Origin of the sequence: Pseudoalteromonas sp. Ld19 (genome assembly GCF_045064135.1) — a bacterium.
GTDB classification, from domain to species: domain Bacteria; phylum Pseudomonadota; class Gammaproteobacteria; order Enterobacterales; family Alteromonadaceae; genus Pseudoalteromonas; species Pseudoalteromonas aliena.
The window spans coordinates 72150-93235 of sequence record NZ_JBISHA010000021.1 but is presented as its reverse complement, the minus strand read 5'-3'; the positions used below and the strand labels follow the sequence as shown (position 1 = coordinate 93235).

Below are 21086 nucleotides of genomic sequence, written 5' to 3'. Positions count from 1 at the left end.
ATTCGCCTTGGTTTTTTCCTATCTATTTGCTTTTCTCTAAATTAAACATATTTTGTTACACTCCTCATTGAACGACTGCTACTTAACAAAGTCATATAATATCAACCAACAGCAAGGACAAAGCATGAAGTCACTTTTTAAGTTTTGGAAAAATAACCGTTCTCTCATCATATTCATTGCATTAATGAGTGTTTTTAGAAGTGCGGTTGCAGATTGGTACGAAGTACCTACAGGATCGATGCAACCAACGATTCAAGAAGGTGATCGGATCCTTACCGACAAAATGGCCTACGATTTACGTATTCCGTTTACGCACATATCATTATTAAAATTAAACGATCCGAAAACAGGTGATATTATTGTATTTGATTCACAAGCTGCAGATAACCGCTTAATTAAGCGTGTTATTGGCGTTCCAGGAGACAGCGTAGCACTTGAAAATAATGAACTTATTATTAATGGCAAAAAGCTTACTTATGCATATCAGCAAAGTAATACAGACTCGTTTGATAAAATTGAAGATTTAAATGGTCATAAACATTCTATACGTGTTGCTCATAGTCCTTCGCGTTTATCGGGCTTTGCAGAAGTAATTATCCCTGACGGTTACTACCTTGCAATGGGTGATAATCGAGATAATAGTGCAGACTCACGCGTAATTGGTCTAATACCTCGCCAAGAGCTCCTAGGTAAAGCTAATCGAGTGATTGTATCGCTTGATTATGATGACTACTATTTACCAAGAAAAGATCGTATTTTAAAAGTATTAAATTAACGCCTAATTTTTGAGTTAACTAAAAACTATTTAACGTGAACTCTGGTTAAGAGGTTTACTCGGGCTAAGAATTGTCAGTGAGAACAAGGCAATTTCATGTGTCAATAGCGCGCTACATGTAAGTAAATTCAACACAGTTAGTATTGAAAATAGCTGCTGAGATAGATTTATTATCCAGAGTTCAGGTCATATATTATGAATAAACATATTAAGTTATCAGCTTTAGCGTCAGTTATTGCATTAATTGTAGCGAGTGCCGGTTTATTATGGGCACCTGAGCAACATACACTATTAACTTTTGAGGTTACTTCACTCGCTCTTTTGCTATTTAACAGTATCAGTATCACTCGTTGTGTGTATAAAAATAATGAGAGTAAGCGTGTGAAAAGGGTTGCGTTGCTTTGTACGGGATCATTATTGTTATGTATATGCGGTGACGTCGTTAATTTTAATTTACTAGAGCAATATTATATTCATGGCAATGTGATTAAACATGATTATTTAGTTGACTCGATTTTATTTTTTGCACCTGGTTATACACTATTGCTACTAGCTTACTTTTTTGTGATTAAGTCAAAAGCGTGCAATAACACTCGTATTTTAGGTCTTTATTTTTTAACAGCCTTATGTGTATCTCTGACCTCTTTTTACTCGATGTATATCCCAGAAGCTGCGAGCTACACATTAGTATTAACGTGGGCTTATAGCTTTCTAATAACGGCTGTGGGTCTAGCTAGTGTTTTGTTAGTTAAGTCATATGGGGCTTTAAAAGCGCCGCTGAGTGTGTGGATATTGAGTTTAGGTTTAATTTTTGCCGCATTAGCAGATGCCCTAATAGGTCTTTTTTGGATTTATGGTAATGGCGGAGAAGGATTTTATCCGCAGATAAGATATATTAATTGGGTGTTTTATATAATCTCTCAATCAATTGTTATTCACCTTCCTAAAGTCATGGTAATGAATACACAAAATAAGCGCAGTTAAGTACGTTAACTGCTCTAGTAATTCCTTTAAATTCGAATAAAGAAGGGCTAGAAAGGGTGTTTATCTGAACAGTTAATTTAAGCTAATCACTTTATTGCTATGTTTAATATAAAGTTCAATTGGTCCGGTAATGAGGATGATTGAAGTGTATTCAATCACCACTAATAGAAAAAGCTTCAAGTAATTCTTGTAGTTTTGCGTGTTCTTGGGCGTCAAATTCTATACCTACGTGTAAATTACTGTCTTTCATTTGGTTATTTCTAATGTAGGAGCTAATAACAACAGGTTTACTATCTATTGGCGAAATGATGTGCATAAAAACCTGTCGCCTTTTTAGTGCTAAAAAGCCAGAACTAACGTGAATCGTAAATCGACACCCAGTCGGCGAAATATCAATAATTAAGCCATTTAATAACCCTTTGCTGTCAGGCTCATATTCTTCATGTAGGCTTATTTTTGCCGGAATGTGTGTTTTTAATCGACTAGTTTCTCTTAATTGTCTACTTTCTATCTTTTTTGGATAGTCGAGAAAAATCAACCTTTCTGGGCGAAAGGAAATTGCAAGAATCGTAGTAGAAAATGCAATGCATTCTCCTCGTTCATCTTCAACAACATACCTAACAATGGCGCCGTTGCCTTCTTTTAAAACATCAGTGTAGCTATGTTTTCCAGCTTGCGATGGGTATTTTAATACTAAATATTTTCCAATATCATAGCCTATAAGCGGGAGTTTAAAGCGCATTTGGATAGGATTATTTAACTGAATATCAATTAACTTACCTGGTAAAAGATCTAGAAAAAATTTATTATTTTTATCGGGTAAATTTTCTTTTTCTTCCACGTTGTTTTTTTCTTCTGCCATAGAGAATACCTATACATAACTAGCAAACAAGTATGTTTTAATAGCAATAATAAAACACTAGCCTGAAAGGATGGTATTTTTATTGTGATTTAAACTTTAGGATTAATTATAGTTGTCGGATTTAGGTAACTGATTTAGATCGGATGGTTTTATAGATTGAGGATTATCAAACTCATGATTATGCGGACTTTGATATGTGCGGTGTTGAAACTTAATAAGCCGCTGAAGTTACAACGGCTTATTAAACTATAATTACATTACGCGCATACCAGGCTCTGAGCCGTCATCTGGGTTAAGAATATAAATTTCTTTTCCGCCAGGGCCTGCTGCTAATACCATGCCTTCAGACATACCAAAGCGCATTTTACGAGGCTTAAGATTAGCAACCATAACGGTTAGCTTACCTTCGACATCCTCAGGTGCATAAGCCGATTTAATACCCGCAAACACTTGACGAGTTTCGCCGCCTAAATCAAGTGTTAGCTTAAGTAGTTTATCTGCGCCTTCTACGTGCTCTGCTTTAGCAATCTTAGCTACGCGTAGGTCTACTTTTGCAAAATCATCGAACTCAATCTCGTCGCTAATTGGCTCTTTCGCAAGTGGGCTGTTAGGGTCAATTGTTACTTTTGGTGCTAAGCTTTCTTTAGATTCTTCAACCATTTTGTTCACTTTATCCATTTCAACACGTTGCATCAACGGTTTAAATTTATTGATAGGGTGGCTTACTAGTGCATTTTGAACGCCGTCCCATGCAAGGTCGTCATTTAAAAACGCTTGTACGTTATCAGCCATTCCTGGTAACACGGGTTTCAAGTAAGTAATTAAAACGCGGAACAAGTTAAGACCAAGAGAACACACTTCGTGTGCTTCTTGTTGCTTAGTGTCGTCTTTAATTAATACCCAAGGTGCTGCGCCATCAATAAATTGGTTTGCTTTGTCGGCAAGCGCCATTATTTCGCGAATTGCACGGCTGTAATCGCGGTTTTCGTAGTGTGTTGTAATGCTAGGTGCAGCCGCTTGAAACTCTGCTAACAGCGCTGGCAGCATAATAGTACTGCTTAATTTGCCATCAAACTTTTTCGTAATAAAGCCAGCACAACGGCTCGCTATGTTGACTACTTTACCTACTAGGTCTGAATTTACACGTTGTGCAAAGTCTTCTAGATTTAAATCAAGATCAACAATACCGCTGCTTAATTTTGCGGCGTAGTAGTAACGTAAGTACTCTGGGTTTAAGTTATCTAAATAAGTACGCGCTTTAATAAACGTACCCTTCGATTTAGACATTTTTTCGCCATTTACAGTGACAAAACCATGAGCGAATACGTTAGTTGGCTTTCTAAAATTAGCGCCTTCTAGCATTGCTGGCCAAAATAAGCTGTGGAAGTAAATAATGTCTTTACCAATAAAGTGATAAAGCTCAGCGTCTGAACCTTCAGCCCAAAACTCATCAAAGTTGATGCCTTTTTTGTCACATAGGTTTTTAAAGCTTGCCATGTAACCAATAGGGGCATCTAACCAAACGTAGAAGTATTTGCCTGGTGCATTTGGAATTTCAAAACCAAAGTAAGGTGCATCGCGGCTAATATCCCACTGTTGTAGGCCATCGGTAAACCATTCGTCTAGCTTGTTAGCCATTTCTTGTTGAATAGTGCCCGAGTGTAACCACTCCTTTAGCATGCCTTCAAACGCTGGCAGGTCAAAAAAGTAATGCTCAGAATCTTTAAGTACAGGCTCAGCACCCGACATAACAGAGCGTGGATTGATGAGTTCTGTTGGGCTGTATGTGGCACCACATGAATCACAGCTGTCGCCGTTTTGGTTTTCAGACTTACACGTTGGGCAAGTACCTGTTACAAAGCGGTCTGGTAAGAAAATACCTTTTTCAGGATCGAATAATTGCGAAATAGTGTGCTTTTTAATATGACCAGCATCGTTTAGGCGGTTATAAATAAGTTCGCTTAATTCTTTGTTTTCTTGGCTGTGTGTGCTGTGGTAGTTATCAAATTTGATATTAAAATCAGCAAAGTCGCGTTGGCGTTCTATGCTTACTTGTTTTACCATTTCTTCAGGCGTGATCCCTTGCTTTTGGGCATTAAGCATAATTGGCGTGCCGTGGGCATCGTCTGCGCAAACATAATAAGCTTCGTGGCCCTGTAGTTTTTGAAAACGTGACCAAATATCAGTTTGAATATATTCCAATAAATGACCTAAGTGAGTAGGGCCATTTGCATAAGGTAATGCGCTGGTAATCAGGATCTTTCGCTGCGTCATAATCATTCCGAATTGAGGATAAAACGCCGTTTTTATTATACAAACGGCAATTATCATTAATTTATCCACAAGCTATCTGCTTAGAGTGTGCACAGCTTATGGATTTTTATTAATTGACTGGTGTTAATGCCCTGAATGTTACATAATTCCGAGGCACTTTTCATCAAAGAAACGCTATTTAATTGCTATGTTTGGACTGTCGAAACTATTCTCTTCTAAATCGGTGCAAAAACAACCGATTATTACTGCCTTAGCGGCATACCGTAGTGCGGCTTTTGCCGTGGGTATTGATGAAAGCTTCATTAATACTATCACTCAAAATGACGATAAATCACTACACATTAAATTAATCCTGCCATTTGCTGGGCAATCAGAAATGCCTTTAGTTGAGCAACACATAAGTGAAAGCTTAAATGTGCCTGTAACAATTAGCGCCAAGGTTATCATTAAAGAGGCGGCTAAGTTTAAAGCGATTAAGCATATTGTGCTTATTGCCTCAGGAAAAGGCGGAGTAGGTAAGTCGACTACTGCTGTGAATTTGGCGGGCGCATTAAAAAATGAAGGCGCAAAGGTCGGTATTTTAGATGCTGATATTTATGGCCCATCTATTCCCATGCTTTTAGGGTTAGTGGGCGCAGAGCCGGTCACGAAAGATAACAAACAATTACAGCCTTTTGATGCAAACGGTATTAAAGCGCAATCAATCGGTTTTTTAGTGCCAAGCGATGACGCCACCGTATGGCGAGGACCAATGGCGTCAGGCGCACTTAGCCAATTGCTTAACGAGACTGATTGGGGCGAGCTTGATTACTTAATTGTGGATATGCCACCAGGTACCGGTGATATTCAACTTACTATGAGCCAAAAAGTTCCCGCGAGCGGCACTGTTATTGTCACTACGCCGCAAGATTTAGCGCTTGCTGATGCGCAAAAAGGCATTGCTATGTTTAATAAAGTAAACGTGCCAGTGCTGGGGTTAATAGAAAACATGAGTCATTACATTTGCAGCCACTGCGGTGAGGCAAATCACGTATTTGGTAAAGACGGCGCGCAAAAACTGGCGCATAAGCATGGCGTACCGGTGCTTAGTCATATTCCTCTTGCCATAGATATACGCGAGTATTCTGAGCAAGGAAAACTTATTGCCAATGATAATGACGCCGCAATAAGCAAAACATACAGCGCAGCAGCGAGGCTAATAGCTAGCACGCTTTATTATCAACAGCATCACAATTCGATTGAAATTGTAATTACAGAAGATTAATAAATAATGAGACTTTCAGACACCCATATTAATGAATACTTAAGCGATGGCCGCATAGCTATTGAGCCTGCACCAACGAGCGAGATGATTTCCGGTGTAACGGCCGATTTACGCTTGGGTAATAAATTTAGAACTTTTAATGCGCATAATGCAGCATACGTCGATTTAAGTGGTCCAAAAGATCAGTTAAATAAAGCCATGGAATCAATCATGAGTGAAGAAATAGTGCTTGATGAAGGTGAAGCATTCTTTTTACACCCAGGTGAACTTGCACTAGCTATTACCCATGAAAAAGTAACGTTGCCAGCAGATATAGTAGGTTGGTTAGATGGACGTTCATCACTTGCACGTTTAGGTTTAATGGTGCACGTAACCGCGCACCGAATAGATCCAGGCTGGAGCGGTAATATTGTTTTAGAGTTTTACAACTCAGGTAAATTACCACTGGCGCTTCGCCCACTGATGAAAATTGGTGCTATGAGCTTTGAAATGCTCTCAGGCCCTTGTGAAAACCCATACAACATTCGTAAAGATGCAAAATATAAAGACCAAAACAGTGCAGTAGCGAGTCGCATTAGTGACGATAAGTAACCTCTAAATAAAGCTCCTTATTCGTCTACTTTATGAAGCGCATAACCCAGTAATTCAAAATACTGGTTAAGCGCTTCATTTGCTTTGTTAATATGCTCAGCGTTTGGGTATATTAAATTACTACTTTGTAAGCCGCCCACCAAAAAGCTATTTTTTATATATGTGTGGCCTTCAATACAGGCTTCAAAGCAGCGTGCTGCAAGTTCCTCAGGCATGCTCATATAGTTCATGTTATGCGCTTGGTCGTGTTTTATGCACGTTTGTACAAATTCATTCGCATCCACACCATCCTCATCTAAAAACACGTTTTTGTAAAAATCGTTAAGCGCATTATTAAGTGGGTGCGATAAATTTGGTGTATTTGAAAGCCATAGTTTTGAGGCAAAACCAAATCGTGGTTTTGCTGCAAATAAATGCTCGCTTATATGATGGTCAAACGCGTGAAACCATTCGTGAGCGAGTGCGCCACCGCCTGCATTTTTTGCAAGAGCAAGTGTTTGAGTGGCCGCATTATAATGTGCCTGTACACCTTTTTGACCACCATGACCAAATGCAAAGTTAAGCTTGCCTCGCAGGCCGATAGCTTCAGGAGGTAAGTGTAGTATTTGTGCAAGATCCGCCAGTGCATCGTAAATTAAATTGGCGCTAATATAGCGCTCTTCTTTGGTTACCCATTTTCCAACGACCATAGATCTAAAGCCAAAGGTGTCTCTTATATCGCTAAAGTCGACTTGGTCGTCAAAGCGATAGTCGGGGCCTTGGCGAGTAAAGCCTCGTTTTAATCTGTTGGGATAATTACGCATTAAAGTTTATGGCGCCAAATTTAATCTAAGTAACGTGCTTTTACGTGCTCGGGCATGTGTTGGGTTTGTTTTTGTATTAATTCATCAAGCACATTATAAAGTGGTGCAGGATTTAGCTGCTCTATTAAAAACAAACTATGCGCTACGGCTTCAAGTGTGGATAGGCTGTCGGCCCTAGGGGCTTTACGGATAGCATAACGATTTTTAGGTAGTTGTTTAAAGCTGACCGTTTTGAACTGATTGAGTAAGGGAGTGAGTTGTAAAATTTTATAGGCTTTTTTCCATGTGCCATCAACCACGATTAAATGGGTGATGTTTGTTGCACTGGGTTGCTCAGCGCTCTCGTCTAAATTTATAGCGTTTTCGTTAGGGTAGAGTAAAACAGTTGAGCTTATTGGCAGCGTTTTTAGTATGGCAAAGTCATCATTATTTTCGCCTTTGATTATTTGGCAATCAGTTAGGCATAAATTGAGTAGCTTAGCGGTATTTTTTGCTGTTTTTTCTTCGCTAGGATGCTGTAGAATAATAACCCTGACTTTGTTGTTTATATTTGTAATTGCGTTGCAAATGCAGGTGTTTAGTGCAAAGTTACACTGAGTGCAAAGTGTGCGTGCCATTTAATAAACTTTTTAGTTGCCAGTATGAACTTCATAATTATACATTTATAAGGTAATTAAGTTGGTTTTTTTTACGCATCAATATAAAGTAGTGATATTAAACGGTAATGTACATGGATTGTTTTAAGGGCTTAAAATATGACAGAAATAAATATTGATACATCGGCATTAGAGAGTATGGAATCGTTATTGGGTGAACAATTTGCTGACACGCTTGATTTTTGTTGTACAGAGTTCGAGCGTTTAGGATCTGAAGTGTTAGCAACGATAGGTAGGGACAGAGAAGCGGCTATTCGTCACTCTCACAGCTTAAAGTCTAATGCGGCGCAGTTTGGTGCTTCAAGCCTCGCAGAAGTATCTCGTGTTATTGAACAAAATTTAAACCTAGATAACTTAGCTGAAGCCATCGACGCATCTAATAGTTTAATGGCTCAAGTAACTGGCTCTCAGGCTAAGCTAAATGAATGGTTAGCATCTCGTTAAATATTAAGTGTTGCTTGAATTTATTTCAGTATTAAGCGCTTAAATAGGCTAGTATTTTACGTCTTTACTAGGTTAGTCTAAAGACTCACTAGGGCGTGTTGAACTTTCGGGATTGAATTTGTAACGAGTGTCTGGTTTTTAGGTTAGACAGAGCCTATGCAGTGTGGTTTTTCCACATAAATAGGCGATAACAACATATAAAATCCAAACACGCATTGCCCAGAGGGTTCTTCCTAGGGGCTATTTTCTCTTTGTTACTCAATTTTTACTTAGCCCACTAGGTTACAAATCTCGCGCCGCGATTAAATCGCCCCTAGGTTGAACAAATTTAATCCATAAAGTCAATACGCCCTAAAGAGGTAAAAATGTCTGATATTAAAAAGAGTCATAAGTTAGAAGGTGTATGCTATGACATCCGTGGACCGGTTTTAGCGCAAGCTAAAAAAATGGAAGACGAAGGTCAAAAAGTATTGAAATTGAATATAGGCAACCCAGCCGCTTTTGGCTTTGATATGCCTGAAGATATGCATCGCGATATTATCCGCAATTTATATTCAGCTCAAGGTTACTGTGACTCCAAAGGCCTCTATTCAGCTCGCGTGGCTATTTATCAGCATTATCAGCAACGTAAGTTACATAATTTAGACGTTGATAACATTTATATTGGTAACGGTGTAAGTGAACTGATCCAAATGGTCACCCAAGCGCTACTCAATAATGGTGATGAAGTACTTATTCCTGCACCCGATTATCCGCTTTGGACTGCATCGGTTAAGCTGTCAGGGGGCAACCCCGTTCATTATTTATGCGACGAAGAGCAAGATTGGTTTCCAGATATCGCTGACATAAAAAGTAAAATCACTTCAAAAACAAAAGCATTGGTATTAATTAACCCTAATAATCCAACCGGCGCAGTTTATAGCGACGACTTGTTAATGCAATTAATCGATATAGCACGAGAACACAAATTACTGTTATTGAGCGATGAAATTTACGAGAAGATTTTATACGACGGTGTAACGCACACGTCTATAGGTTCGCTTTGCGATGATGTGCCAATTATTACTTTTAACGGTTTGGCAAAAACATATCGTGCTGCAGGGCTTAGAATGGGATGGATGGTGTTGAGTGGCCGTACTTCGGTAATGGATGACTTACGCAAAGGCCTAGATATACTTGCCTCTATGCGTTTATGTGCAAACGTACCAGCTCAATATGCTATTCAACAAGCGTTAGGTGGCGTGCAATCAATTGATAATTTAATTAATCCCGGTGGTCGTTTATACGAGCAGCGTGATATAGCTTGGCGTGGTTTAAATGCAATTGAAGGTATTAGCTGTAAAAAACCAAAAGGTGCTCTATATGCGTTTGCTAAGGTAGATACAACGTATTTTAATGTTAAAGACGATGAGCAAATGATGTTTGACTTGCTCAAAGCTGAAAAAATATTATTAGTACATGGTAGGGCGTTTAATTGGCCTGAGCCAGATCACTTTAGATTAGTATTTTTGCCAAACAAAGATGATTTGTCGGATGCGATGCTAAAAATGAAACGCTTTTTTAAAGACTATCGTCAAGTTTAGTGAGCGGTATTAAGTTAAGTGCTCAGGGTATGTTGAATTTTCAACGTACCCTTAATATCTCCTTTACTGATACCTAAATAACGTCATTTATAATGCCAGTAAAGATGTGTTTTGATAATAATGACTGATAGTCAGTTATAAAGGCTGTAAAGCTTTGCTATAACAGCGTAGGATCAAGTTACTTTCGAATGAAAAATAGGTTTGCACTTCAGGTGCATTAACACACAAAAATTATGCAATTAACTGCAAAACCATCACTTCCTAATGCGTTACTTATTTCTATTAGTACACCACAGTTGAAAGGTGACGAAGCAACAGAGTCGCTTGCAGAGCTTGCGCGCTTGGTTACTACGTTAGGGTTTAAAGTAGTAGGTACGCAATCGCAAAAACAAAGCTCTACTCAAAAAGTTAATGTGCTTGGCTCAGGTAAACTAGCAGAAATAGCCCATCTTACTGGTAATAAAGGCTCCGCTGCAGATGAGCAAGAGGATGAAAATGTTCTTGATGACGATCCATTATCTGACATGCCGTCAGAAATCCCATCAGACGAACTTGATTTTGCCTGTGCAGATGTAGTGGTATTTGACTGCGATTTAACGCCTTCTCAACTACGTAATGTTGAGAACCAGTTAGGCGTAGAAGTATTTGACCGTACTGGGATTATCATAGAGATATTCAGCCGTCATGCGCGTACTAAAACTGCAAAATTACAAGTTGAGATTGCGCGCCTTAATTATGTAGCGCCACGGCTTCGTGAAACATCCACAGGTGATAAAGAACGCCAAATGGGTAAAGGTGCGGGTGAAACCACACTTGAACTAAACCGTCGTAAAGTACGCGATCAATTAGCAGAACTAAAGCGCGAACTTGTTAGTGTTCAAGATGTAATGATGGACAGGCGTACGCAGCGCTCAGAGCTATTCTCAGTGGCTTTAATTGGTTATACCAATGCGGGCAAGTCATCAATGATGCGTGCAATTACCGGCAGTGATGTAGAGGGAGAAAACAAGCTCTTTGCAACGCTAGACACCACTGTTCGGGCGCTGTACCCGATCACACAGCCTCGTATATTGGTGTCAGATACTGTTGGTTTTATTAAAAAATTACCTCATGATTTGGTTGCTTCATTTCATTCAACATTAGCAGAAGCGCATGATGCATCACTATTGTTATATGTAGTTGATGCATCTGACCCTTCATTTCGCTCACAGCTTGAAGTAGTACATAACGTTTTGGCTGAAGTTGGAGTGGAAGGCAGTAAAAAGTTACTGGTACTGAATAAATCAGACCAATTAAGTTTTGACCAACAGCAATCGCTAATGGATGAATTTCCTGATGCGATGATGACCTCCACGCGTAACCCGGATGATATTAGCAAACTGCATAAATACATTATTGATATTGCTCAAGAGGACATGATTGAAGAAGAGATTGTTATACCGTACACCGCCAAAGGTATCGTGGGCGAAATTCGGTCAAGCATGAGTGTTGTTAAAGAAGAATATGAATACAGTCATATTAAATTAACAGTACGCTCAAGTGCGATTGATTTAGAGCGTTTAAAAAAGAGAATGTTGGATTTATAATAAATTCAAAACACAAAAAGCACAGCCAATTGGCTGTGCTTTTTTAATAGTTGCTTGTGGTGTATTTATTATTCGCAATACAGGTTTTCCATAGAGGAGAAATTAAGAGAAAGCCTTATCGCTTAGCTCTTCTTGCATTTGCTCTCGCATTTTAAATTTTTGCAGTTTACCTGTTACTGTCATTGGGTAGTTTTCTACAAAGCGGATATATCGTGGCATTTTAAAGTAGGCTAGTTTGTCTTTCAAAAACTCACGTATTGATTGCTCATCAAGTACTGCATCTTCTTTTGGCTGGATCCACGCACAGACCTCTTCGCCATATTTTTCATCTGTTATGCCAAATATGGCAGCATCTTGAATACCAGGGTAGGTATAGAGTACTTCTTCTATTTCTCGAGGGTAAATGTTTTCGCCGCCACGAATAATCATATCTTTGATCCTGCCAACGATACTTACAAATCCTTCAGTATCCATAACACCTAAATCACCAGAGTGCAGCCAACCGCCTTCATCTATAGTGGCTTGTGTTTTAGCTTCGTCATTCCAATAGCAGCGCATTATGCCTGCCCCTTTACTACATACTTCGCCTGGTAGGCCAATTTTTTGAATATTACCCAGCTCGTCAATAATTTTAACCTCAGTATGTGCAAGAGCGCGGCCAACTGTCGTTACTTGCCGTTCTATTGAGGAGTCTGTTTCGGTAATGTTGTTTATGGGGCTGCACTCTGTTTGCCCGTAAGCAATAAGTACTTGATGCATGTTCATTTGTGTTTGTACTTTTCGCATTACTTGCTCTGGGCATGTAGAGCCTGCCATAACACCCGTGCGTAAAGTACTTAGGTCATAATCGTTAAAATTACTCAGCTCAAGCTCACTAATAAACATAGTAGGTACACCGTGCAGCGCTGTACAACCTTCTTGCTGAACTACATCAAGGGTAGTTTTTGCATCAAATGAATCACTAGGATAAATAGCCGCAGCGCCTTTAGTTACGCACAATAAGCTGCCTAATACCATCGCAAAACAATGATATAAAGGGACTGGGATACATAATTTGTCGTCGCTTGTAAAATGCATAGATTCGGCAACAAATAGCGCGTTATTTAAAATGTTTTTATGGGTAAGCGTTGCGCCTTTTGGACTGCCTGTTGTACCTGATGTAAATTGAATATTGATGTCTTGCTCTGCATTTAAGTGTGTACCTATTGCTTTTAATTCGAGCGCATGTGCTGCTGTTGGCAAGTTAATAACGTCATTAAAACAATACATACCTGAAGATGCTTCATCGCCAATGCGAATTATATTTTTAAGAGTGGGCAGTGCTTTTAAATTTAGTTCGTTTTTATCGCAAGTTGCAAGTTCTGGCGCTAAACCATTAAGCATCTCTAAATAGTCACTGCCTTTGAAGTTTGATGCCGTAATGAGGGTTGAACACTCAACACTATTTAACGCATATTGTAATTCATTAGGGCGGTATGCTGGATTAATACACACCATTATTGCGCCAATTTTAGCCGTTGCAAATTGGGTTAAGCACCACTCAATATTATTAGGAGACCAAATACCCACTCGCTCACCAGGTTTTATGCCAAGGGCAAGCAACCCCATAGCAAGTTGATTAACTTCTTGTTGAAATTCTTTATACGTTAAGCGAATACCCTGATGAACTACTACAGCTAATGCTTCTGGGTTTTTGTCGACAATAAAATCAAAGTACTCGCCGATAGTTGAATTTGTTAAAGGTGTGCTTTTTATACCTTTAAAATAGCTTTGTGATAACGGTAAGTGATTTATTTGTTCTATTTCTTTTACTGCAATAGTGTGTGTGTGCATTGCTCTCTCCATGAAAATGTGCGTGAGTTATTAAACTACAAAGTTAAAATAAACACATATTGTCGACAAAGAGAAGTGCGGTTAGACTAATGTATTAGTGGTTTTATAAAAACCGAACCTGTTTTTTAGGCACAAAAAAACGCGTCTTACAAAGTAAGTACGCGTTTTTAAACGAGCAATGAGTTTACATTTCGTCGCTGCGGTATGTTTTTTTCATTATATAAACGTAGGCATTTACAAATGCATTTTCTTGGTACTTTTTAAGACCCGTTTCTTCAAAATCAATAGGAATAGGATTACGCTTAACCTGTTCTTTAATTTCGGTTGTGGTAAATAAACGTACATCTAAATTGTCAATTAATTGAATCGCAGTTTCCATTTTGAATCCCTTTGCGCTGCCAGCAAATTTACCTTTAGGCTGGCGCTCACGGATTGCAACAGAATCAATTTGGTAATCTTGCATTAGTTTTGCAAAATCGAATTGAAATTTACGCATTACTTCAGTGTCGTTACCGTTACCTAATGTAAAGCGTGTTTGGCGCACATCGCGAATATCAAATACGTCATTATCTTTACTTAAAATACAAAGTAGTACATCACTACCGGTAATTTCTACACCACATGTTCTCATGTCTATTCTCTAAAATAACTTAATTACCCAGTATTATACGCAACACACATTAAAATGCGAGTGTAGGTATAGGTGTAGGTGTAGGTGTGTAATTAGCGCGTTGATGCTTTTATATTTTAACTAAATGATTTTTTTTGTACTAAAAGCTGCATTTAGTGCTCAAAACTGGAGGATTTCACCCCTTTAAACTTGTAATTAAATGCACAGCACGCGACAATATATCCTTGTAGTTGAACAGACTCGTCATCTACATTAATTAGTCAATGCTTATTCGTAAAAGCGTTGTCGAGCCATTCTCATTTAATTTAATAAAAATACACGTGATACATTGTAGGTGTCACCACTGTAGTAAGGATTTATAATGCCAGTTATTACTCTTCCAGACGGAAGCCAACGTAGTTTTGAAAACCCTGTAAGTACGCTTGATGTTGCAAACGATATTGGTCCTGGTTTAGCTAAAGCGACCATTGCAGGTCGTGTTAATGGCGACCGTGTTGATGCATGTGACTTAATAAGTGAAGATTCTCGCCTTGAGATCATCACCGCAAAAGACGATGACGGTCTTGAAATTATTCGTCACTCGTGTGCTCACTTAATTGGTCATGCAGTTAAGCAACTTTTCCCAGACGCAAAAATGGCAATTGGTCCTACTATTGATAATGGTTTTTACTACGATATCGATATGGAACATTCATTATCACAAGATGATCTTGAAGCAATTGAAAAGCGTATGTTGCAACTTGCAAAAACAAACTACGACGTAGTGAAAAAAACAGTAAGCTGGCAAGAAGCACGCGATACTTTTGAAGCGCGTGGCGAAACATACAAAATAGAAATTTTGGACGAGAACATTGCTAAAGATGATCGTCCAGGTTTATATCATCACGAAGAATATGTAGACATGTGTCGTGGACCTCACGTTCCTAACATGAAATTTTGCCAAAACTTCAAAATAATGAAAGTGGCAGGTGCATATTGGCGTGGTGATTCAGAAAACAAAATGCTACAACGTATTTACGGCACAGCGTGGGGCGATAAAAAGCAACTTAAAGCGTATTTAAAACGTCTTGAAGAAGCTGAAAAACGCGACCACCGCCGCATTGGTAAAGCGCTTGATTTATGGCATTGGCAAGAAGAAGCGCCAGGCATGGTATTTTGGCACAACGATGGTTGGAGCATTTACCGTGAACTTGAAGAATTTGTACGTGAAAAATTACGCGAATATGAGTACGAAGAAGTAAAAGGTCCAATGATGATGGACCGTTCATTGTGGGAAAAATCAGGTCACTGGGAAAAGTATTCAGACGCAATGTTTACCACTGAGTCTGAAAAGCGTGAATACGCAATTAAACCAATGAACTGCCCAGGTCACGTGCAAATATTTAACCAAGGTTTAAAGTCGTACCGTGATTTACCACTTCGTATGGCTGAGTTTGGTTGTTGTCATCGTAACGAGCCATCAGGCGCACTACATGGCTTAATGCGTGTTCGTGGCTTTACACAAGATGATGCTCACATTTTCTGTACAGAAGAACAGATAATGGACGAAGTGTCAGCGTGTATTAAGATGGTTTATGATACCTATGAAACATTCGGTTTTGAGAAGATTGTCGTTAAGCTTTCAACTCGCCCAGAACAACGCATTGGTGAAGATCATATGTGGGATAAAGCTGAGCTTGCATTAGCTGATGCACTTAAGCTAAATGATATTGAATTTGATTACCTACCGGGTGAAGGCGCGTTTTACGGTCCTAAAATTGAATTTACTTTGTACGATTGTTTAGACAGAGCGTGGCAGTGTGGTACAGTGCAACTAGATTTTGCATTACCGGGTCGTTTAGGCGCTACTTATGTAGCAGAAAATAATGAACGTCGTACACCTGTAATGATACATCGTGCCATTTTAGGTTCTATAGAACGCTTTATTGGTATTTTAACAGAAGAGTATGCCGGTTTATTCCCAACGTGGCTTGCACCAAAGCAAGTGGTAATTATGAATATTACCGATAAACAAGCGCCTTATGTTAAAGAAGTTGTGCAAAAATTAAATAAATTAGGTATTAGAGCCGCTGCTGACTTGAGAAATGAGAAGATTGGCTTTAAAATCCGTGAACATACACTTAAGCGTATCCCATACTTACTTGTTGTTGGCGATAAAGAAGTTGAGCAGCAAGAAGTAGCAGTGCGTACGCGCACAGGTGAAGACCTTGGCAAATTTAATGTTGACGATTTTGTAGCTAAAATTAGCGAAGAAATTAAAAGTCGACAGTAAAAACAGAGCGTGTAAGGCATAACAAACAGCCAATTACACGCTTATATTATTAATATTCTTGGAGGAACGTACTATTAGAGGCGGCAAGAAAGGGCAACAAACAGCCCAAAAAAATCGTATTAACGAAGAAATTACAGCTCAAGAAGTTCGTTTAATTGACCTTGAAGGCGAACAAGCTGGAATTCAGTCATTAAAAGACGCACAAACTATGGCTGACGCAGCGGGTGTTGATCTTGTTGAGATTAGCCCAAATGCTGAGCCGCCTGTTTGTAGAATCATGGACTACGGTAAGTTCATCTTTGAAAAAAGTAAAGAACTGAAAGAGCAGAAGAAGAAGCAAAAGCAGATCCAGATAAAAGAAATCAAATTCCGTCCTGGTACGGATGAAGGTGATTATCAGGTTAAGCTTCGCAACTTACGTAAGTTCTTAGAAGGTGGCGATAAAGCTAAAATAACCATCCGCTTCCGTGGTCGTGAAATGGCTCACCAAGAAATTGGTATAGAATTATTAAACCGTATCAAAACCGATTTAGAAGAGCTTGCAGTTGTAGAGTCTTTCCCAAATCGTGTTGAAGGCCGCCAAATGGTTATGATGATGGCGCCTGTTGCTAAAAAATAATTTTTAAGCGATAATACGCACCGAAATTAGCCTAGGTCTGCAAGTTAATATGCAAATATTCACCTAGGTTAACCGGTCTTAAAGTAAGATTGCAGCATTTATGTTGGGTCTTCACCGGAACATGGCAGTAAGTTAGGCCTAAAAGTGGAGCTATAGAAATATATCTCACGCCTACTTACTAATTTAAAAGCAATACAATTGGAGTTATTGCAATGGCTTATAAGCTAAAAAGTCACAGTGGCGCTGCTAAGCGTTTCAAAAAGACTGCTTCTGGCGGTTTCAAGCGTAAACAAGCGCATCTTCGTCATATTCTGACTAAGAAAACGTCTAAGCGTAAGTTACACCTACGTCCTAAGATGATGGTTCATAAAAATGACCATGGTCTAGTTTCACGTATGTTACCGTTCGCTTAATAGGGGTTTTTAGAAATGGCAAGAGTTAAACGCGGCGTTGTCGCACGTGCACGTCACAAAAAAGTTTTAAAACAAGCAAAAGGTTACTACGGAGCACGTTCACGTGTTTACCGCGTAGCTTTCCAGGCTGTTACTAAAGCGGGTCAATACGCTTACCGTGACCGTCGTGCGAAGAAACGTACATTCCGTCAATTATGGATTGCACGTATCAATGCTGCTTCACGTCAAAATGGTCTGTCTTACAGCCGTTTTATCAACGGTCTTAAAAAGACTTCTGTAGAAATCGATCGTAAGATCCTTGCAGATATCGCTGTTTATGACCAAGTTGCATTCGCAGCGCTTGTAGAAAAAGCAAAAGAAGGCCTAGCGGCTTAAGCTTTTTCATATAAGTATCAAAAAGGAGCCTATGGCTCCTTTTTTTGTGCTTAAAACTTGAGTGACCTTACTTAACCTGTACTCTGATTAAGAGATTTATTAACGTATTGAATAATAGTGATATTTAAATTTATTTTCTTTAGCCAGAGATTTGCAGTGAAAACAAGGCGAATTTGCGCGTCAATAGCTAGCCTATTGCAAGTAAATTCAACGTAGTTAGCGCTGAAAATAGCTGCTTGAGATAGATTTATTATTCAGAGTTCAGGTTACTTACACCAACTTGCATCAATCTTTAAGCAATTTAACGAATTAAATTTCATTATGGTGTATTCAATCGGTCAATGCAACACCTTATAATTGATTATTAATTAGGTAGTTATGACTGACTTATCAAAACGTGGTTTAAGTGATATTGAAAAGCTGAAAGCATGGTTCTTATGGCGTGAAGGTCCTTCACGCCATAAGAACCATGCTTTCAGCTTTTCAATATCACTTAAACCACGTTTTGATAAGTCAGTCATAACTACCTAATTAATAATCAATTATAAGGTGTTGCATTGACCGATTGAATACACCACCGCTCTCTTGATGTCCGACTCCCTGAACAATTCTCATTAATTGAGAAATTGAATCAACGAGAGCGTTATCCAATTAGTGTGCTATGCAGCGTATTCAATGTGCATCGCAGCAGCTATAAATACTGGGCCATACGCGATACAACGCCGACACCTGAGCAAGTAAGGTTAGAGGCTGAAGTAAAAGCAATACATGCGATGAGTGGTGGTTCAGCAGGTGCACGGACAATAGCAGCGATAGCAACGAACAATGATTTTGAATTGAGCCGTTATCGTGCAGCTAAGCTAATGGTTAAATTAAAGCTTGAAAGCTGCCAAGTACCTCAACATTCATATAAACGCGGTGGTAATGAACACCTTGAAATTCCAAACCTGCTTGATAGACAATTTGATGTTGTTGAGCCAGATACCGTGTGGTGCGGTGATGTGACGTATATTTGGACAGGCAATCGCTGGGCTTATTTAGCCGTCGTTATTGATTTATTTGCACGTAGAGTGGTTGGCTGGGCAATGTCGTTGTCGCCAGATACTAATTTAACGCTAAAAGCGCTTGAACTCGCGTATGAAAGCAGAGGTAAGCCAAGTGGATTGATGTTTCACTCAGACCAAGGAAGCCACTATACAAGCTTGAAGTACCGCCAACGTTTATGGCGCTATAAAATCACACAAAGTATGAGTAGACGTGGAAATTGTTGGGATAATGCGCCAATGGAGCGATTTTTTAGAAGTTTTAAGACAGAATGGATGCCAAAGGTTGGATATGGAAACTTTATAGACGCTAAATATAGCGTGAGCGATTACATAAATGGATTTACAATAATGTTAGGCCACATCATTATAATGCTGGTTTAGCGCCAAATGAATCTGAGGTTAGATACAAAGATTCCAAAACTGTGGCCAAAATTAGTTGACCACTACAATGTTACTGATCACACAGATGAGTTGGAAAAATATTGGCTCATCAATGATGTTATAACTAAACATACAGATAGCTTTTATATAGTTATTTCAAGAGAATGGGTTGAATCAGGTGATATATCAGAAGTCGCAAGTCAATTTGATAGATTTCAAGTCTCTCGGGAATTAGCCTTTAAAAAGAAAAGTAACGTTGAAGTTTCATTTTACGGGTATGAATCAGACCCTCGTGAATTATTTGAAATTCCAGAAGTAGTACACTTTTCAAAAATATTAGCTGAGAAGTTACCTTTATTTTTTTATTGTGACCCTTCGAGCAATTTATGTGGTTTAAAGTCAATAGCGCTGTGTTGTGCCAAAGCACAGCTTATTAATAGCATTACCCCCCAAGTAAAAATCGACAAGCATGCACTTATACAATTTGTTCATAAACAGCATGAACTGCTTAACAAAGTAACGGATTGGTTAGAAATGACAGAAGATGAAAATGAGGAAATTTGTATTCCTATATATGAGCTTCTTGGGATGGCGTAAAGTTACATAACAAGCAAATTAATCAGGACAAATAACAGTTGGTTTTTGCTCCTGCGTCGCTTATTTTAACCAACTGATATTTGTCCATTATTTGGGCGTTGGTTTAAACGGGTATCTAGAAACAATGAAATTTAACATTAATAAAATAGAGCAGAACCGATTATATGGTGAATTAAGCCACTTTTATCCCTATGTGATAGTGAGAGAAGATTACGAACCAGAAGTAAGCTATTGGCATTCAATATTAAAATATTATTTCCCAGCTCGAAAAGTGAAATTATTAGAGATGGCTTCAGGACCTGGTTATTTGATTTCTTACTTATCAGAGTGCGTTGATGCTGAAGTGGTTGATTTATCTGAAGAAATGCTGTGTCAGTGTGGTTCTTTGAATCCTAGAGTGAAATGCCATAAAGGCGACATGAGAAACATTCGCTTGGAAAATAAATATGATGCTGTATTAGTGCATGATGGAATCGGACATATCGACACTGTCGATGGAATTAATGATGTCTGTGTTACAGCATCCGCTCATTTAGTTCAAGGTGGATTATTTATGTTATCGCCAGAATTTGATGCAGATGAATTTACTAAACCGATGATATATCATGTCACTCGGAAAACACCGTTTGGTTTACTCACCATAATTGACTATATTAATAAATCATCATCAAACACCAATATATTACAAACAACCACATCGTATATATTAGATAATGAGGAAGGGACAAATTTTGATTTTGATAGTATGACTTTAGGCTTATTTGGTGCAAATGTTTATAAAACATCGATGGAAAAAGCAGGGTTTGATGTAACTATTGATAGGAAGCCAAAGGACTCATCAGGAGAAACAAGAACAGTTTTAATCGGAGTCAAAAAATAAACTAACAAAACGCCCTGAGGAGTACAGTAAGCGCTAAAGCTCACTTTCCACCGCAAATTTTAACAGCGGTGAACCCTTACTTTTCAATGCAGTTAAGTAAGTTGATTCATCGTAGGGCGTATGTGTTTTCCAGCACCTAAATAGGATTCGTATCCACTTAAATACCAATGATCTAATGGTGGTAGTTCTTAATTTATAAGCGTGGGTTTTCCTTTGG

The 21086-nt window shown here is 38.7% G+C and carries 20 protein-coding genes and 1 pseudogene; 15 read left to right on the top strand and 6 right to left on the bottom strand.

Translation table 11 applies throughout. The annotated features are described in order from the left end of the window. Positions 1-124 precede the first annotated feature (124 nt). Complete coding sequence (gene lepB, locus ACJJVZ_RS12325; RefSeq protein ID WP_138585079.1) at positions 125-775, top strand: signal peptidase I; 651 nt, start codon at positions 125-127, stop codon at positions 773-775. A gap of 195 nt (positions 776-970) precedes the next feature. Beyond that, positions 971-1759, top strand: a complete 789-nt coding sequence (locus ACJJVZ_RS12320) for a hypothetical protein (RefSeq protein ID WP_405600815.1) — start codon at positions 971-973, stop codon at positions 1757-1759. A gap of 151 nt (positions 1760-1910) precedes the next feature. On the opposite strand, the gene ACJJVZ_RS12315 is transcribed toward ACJJVZ_RS12320, so the two are convergent. Next, the gene (locus ACJJVZ_RS12315) at positions 1911-2621 is read right to left on the bottom strand and encodes a flagellar brake domain-containing protein (protein WP_405600813.1); all 711 of its coding nucleotides are present in this window, start codon (positions 2619-2621) and stop codon (positions 1911-1913) included. Between the two features lie 252 nt (positions 2622-2873). Next, positions 2874-4895, bottom strand: coding sequence for a methionine--tRNA ligase (gene metG, locus ACJJVZ_RS12310; RefSeq protein ID WP_405600811.1), 2022 nt, complete (start codon positions 4893-4895; stop codon positions 2874-2876). A 187-nt stretch (positions 4896-5082) separates the two neighbouring features. Between metG and apbC the strand changes: the two genes are divergently transcribed. Together apbC and dcd are read left to right on the top strand one after the other, a co-directional pair. Next, positions 5083-6159 (top strand): iron-sulfur cluster carrier protein ApbC, encoded by a 1077-nt coding sequence (gene apbC / locus ACJJVZ_RS12305; protein WP_273049023.1) that lies wholly within the window; start codon positions 5083-5085, stop codon positions 6157-6159. 6 nt (positions 6160-6165) lie between these two features. Next, positions 6166-6750: a dCTP deaminase gene (gene dcd / locus ACJJVZ_RS12300; protein ID WP_193155500.1), complete on the top strand. Its 585-nt coding sequence runs from the start codon at positions 6166-6168 to the stop codon at positions 6748-6750. Positions 6751-6767: 17 nt separating this feature from the next. Here the strand turns inward: dcd and ACJJVZ_RS12295 are convergent, their stop codons facing one another. Then, on the bottom strand, positions 6768-7553 hold the full coding sequence (locus ACJJVZ_RS12295) for a CLCA_X family protein (protein ID WP_405600807.1): 786 nt from the start codon (positions 7551-7553) through the stop codon (positions 6768-6770). Positions 7554-7573: 20 nt separating this feature from the next. After that, positions 7574-8170 carry a tRNA-uridine aminocarboxypropyltransferase gene (locus ACJJVZ_RS12290; RefSeq protein WP_405600805.1) on the bottom strand — a complete coding sequence of 199 codons (597 nt, stop codon included), beginning with the start codon at positions 8168-8170 and terminating at the stop codon, positions 7574-7576. Positions 8171-8308: 138 nt separating this feature from the next. Between ACJJVZ_RS12290 and ACJJVZ_RS12285 the strand changes: the two genes are divergently transcribed. The 3 genes from ACJJVZ_RS12285 (at position 8309) to hflX (ending at position 11822) form a co-directional block, all read left to right on the top strand. Beyond that, on the top strand, positions 8309-8653 hold the full coding sequence (locus ACJJVZ_RS12285; RefSeq protein ID WP_405600803.1) for an Hpt domain-containing protein: 345 nt from the start codon (positions 8309-8311) through the stop codon (positions 8651-8653). A gap of 365 nt (positions 8654-9018) precedes the next feature. Then, entirely contained in the window at positions 9019-10236 is a 1218-nt protein-coding gene (locus ACJJVZ_RS12280; RefSeq protein ID WP_405600801.1) for a pyridoxal phosphate-dependent aminotransferase, read from the top strand. Positions 10237-10469: 233 nt separating this feature from the next. Next, positions 10470-11822, top strand: a complete 1353-nt coding sequence (gene hflX, locus ACJJVZ_RS12275) for a GTPase HflX (RefSeq protein WP_405600799.1) — start codon at positions 10470-10472, stop codon at positions 11820-11822. A 102-nt stretch (positions 11823-11924) separates the two neighbouring features. On the opposite strand, the gene ACJJVZ_RS12270 is transcribed toward hflX, so the two are convergent. Both ACJJVZ_RS12270 and ACJJVZ_RS12265 read right to left on the bottom strand, forming a co-directional pair. Further along, the gene (locus tag ACJJVZ_RS12270) at positions 11925-13655 is read right to left on the bottom strand and encodes an AMP-binding protein (RefSeq protein ID WP_405600797.1); all 1731 of its coding nucleotides are present in this window, start codon (positions 13653-13655) and stop codon (positions 11925-11927) included. 184 nt (positions 13656-13839) lie between these two features. After that, positions 13840-14286: a DUF3010 family protein gene (locus ACJJVZ_RS12265; protein WP_007582681.1), complete on the bottom strand. Its 447-nt coding sequence runs from the start codon at positions 14284-14286 to the stop codon at positions 13840-13842. 361 nt (positions 14287-14647) lie between these two features. Between ACJJVZ_RS12265 and thrS the strand changes: the two genes are divergently transcribed. The 8 genes and pseudogenes from thrS (at position 14648) to ACJJVZ_RS12225 (ending at position 20869) form a co-directional block, all read left to right on the top strand. Then, entirely contained in the window at positions 14648-16558 is a 1911-nt protein-coding gene (gene thrS, locus ACJJVZ_RS12260) for a threonine--tRNA ligase (RefSeq protein ID WP_182701963.1), read from the top strand. 58 nt (positions 16559-16616) lie between these two features. After that, positions 16617-17177, top strand: coding sequence for a translation initiation factor IF-3 (gene infC / locus ACJJVZ_RS12255; RefSeq protein WP_077538071.1), 561 nt, complete (start codon positions 16617-16619; stop codon positions 17175-17177). Between the two features lie 212 nt (positions 17178-17389). Continuing rightward, complete coding sequence (gene rpmI, locus ACJJVZ_RS12250) at positions 17390-17590, top strand: 50S ribosomal protein L35 (RefSeq protein WP_002960713.1); 201 nt, start codon at positions 17390-17392, stop codon at positions 17588-17590. A 15-nt stretch (positions 17591-17605) separates the two neighbouring features. After that, complete coding sequence (rplT, locus tag ACJJVZ_RS12245) at positions 17606-17965, top strand: 50S ribosomal protein L20 (RefSeq protein WP_002960711.1); 360 nt, start codon at positions 17606-17608, stop codon at positions 17963-17965. Between the two features lie 378 nt (positions 17966-18343). After that, entirely contained in the window at positions 18344-18496 is a 153-nt protein-coding gene (locus ACJJVZ_RS12240; RefSeq protein WP_405621651.1) for a hypothetical protein, read from the top strand. Between the two features lie 44 nt (positions 18497-18540). After that, positions 18541-19451: pseudogene (locus ACJJVZ_RS12235) on the top strand (IS3 family transposase); the annotation flags it as partial. After that, complete coding sequence (locus tag ACJJVZ_RS12230) at positions 19399-19989, top strand: hypothetical protein (protein WP_405600791.1); 591 nt, start codon at positions 19399-19401, stop codon at positions 19987-19989. The pseudogene ACJJVZ_RS12235 and the gene ACJJVZ_RS12230, both read left to right, overlap by 53 nt. A gap of 124 nt (positions 19990-20113) precedes the next feature. Continuing rightward, positions 20114-20869, top strand: coding sequence for a trans-aconitate 2-methyltransferase (locus ACJJVZ_RS12225; protein WP_273049979.1), 756 nt, complete (start codon positions 20114-20116; stop codon positions 20867-20869). Positions 20870-21086: the final 217 nt, after the last annotated feature.